1 protein-coding gene is annotated in these 1,384 nt (G+C 58.4%); it reads left to right on the top strand.

The genetic code is table 11. The features are described 5' to 3' along the window. Nucleotides 1-27: 27 nt before the first annotated feature. The coding region (gene istA / locus HMPREF2912_RS11640) for an IS21 family transposase (RefSeq protein WP_246816550.1) at nucleotides 28-1,384 on the top strand (1,357 nt) is incomplete at its 3' end.

The raw sequence follows: 1,384 nt of genomic DNA on the forward strand, positions 1-1,384 counted from the left end.
GCGGTCGTCAAAGCACGCACAGGGCGTGTGAAGCTCACACTGCAAGTATTGTGGGCTCGCTACACCACAACGCCGGCCCAGCCGGGCCAGCGTCATTACAGCTACGACCGTTTCCGCCAATTGGTTGCCTGCCATGTCGACGCGGCCGGGCTTACCGCCCGGATCACCCATGCACCAGGGCATACGATGCAGGTGGACTGGGCAGGGAACAAGATGCGCCTGTACGACCCTGCGGGCACACCGGGTGCGAAAGTCAGCATTTTCGTCGCTTCGCTGCCATATTCAGGGATGCTCTTTGCATGTACGTGTGTTGACCAGCGGCAACAGTCCTGGCTTGATGCACACCGCCAAGCGTTTGACTACTTCGGTGGGGTCTGCCAGGTTGTTGTCCCCGATAACGCGTCGACGGCATCAAACGCAATCAGCACTGCCGATAGGAATCGGAAGGTCAACGACACCTACCAGCAGTTCTTGGAGCACTACAACACAGCAGCACTTCCCACACGCGCGCGTCGGCCGAAGGATAAAGCAAATGTGGAAGCTGCGGTAAAGATCGTCACACACAAAGTCATCCACGCGGTTAATAGCCACCAGTGTGTTGATTTGGACGAGCTCAACGAAAAGATTGTGGGCGTCGTCGACGCAATCAACGCCTCCGTGCCGTTTCGCAGCCAGCAGTCAAGCCGCAGGGATCTCTTTGAAGAGTACGAACAGCATCTGCTTGCGGATCTGCCGGCAACCCCGTGGCAACACACCGAGTGGAAACGGGCAAAAGTGGCCCCGGATTTCCATATCACGGTTGCAACAGTGCGCTACTCCGTTCCGCACCAGCTTGTTGGCCGCACTGTCGATGTGCGCATCACCGGCCAGATGTTGACCGTCTTTGACCAAGGGGCAACCGTGGCAACCCACCGGGTTTCACATAAGCGTGGGGCCTATGTCACTGACTACGAGCACATTCCATCTGGAATGGACTCCACCCGTGGACTGTGGACAAGCGACTACTTTTATCGCGAAGCCAGCAAAACCGGCCCGGCAACACGCAAGGTCATCGAAGAACTCATTACGGCGAAAGCCATCCCGGCCCAGGCATACCAGTCCTGCCGAAACGTGCTGTCAATGGGCAAACATGCCAACAAACCAATCCTGGAAGAAGCATGCCAACGCCTGACCGCCAACGACGGCAGTCGGCGGGCAGTGTCATATACCGCAGTCAAAAACATGATGACCGCCATACGCAAAGAACACGCAACCCGACCACGCGGGTTTGACCAGCCCCCGCGCAGCACCACCACCAACCAACCCGCCCGACCTGTAGCCGCTGACCGGGACACCACCGGCGCGTTCCTTGGCGGTGCAGACCAGTTCAGCATGGACAACCTCG

The organism is Corynebacterium sp. HMSC056E09 (assembly GCF_001813425.1).
In the GTDB taxonomy this organism is placed as follows: Bacteria; Actinomycetota; Actinomycetes; order Mycobacteriales; family Mycobacteriaceae; genus Corynebacterium; species Corynebacterium hesseae.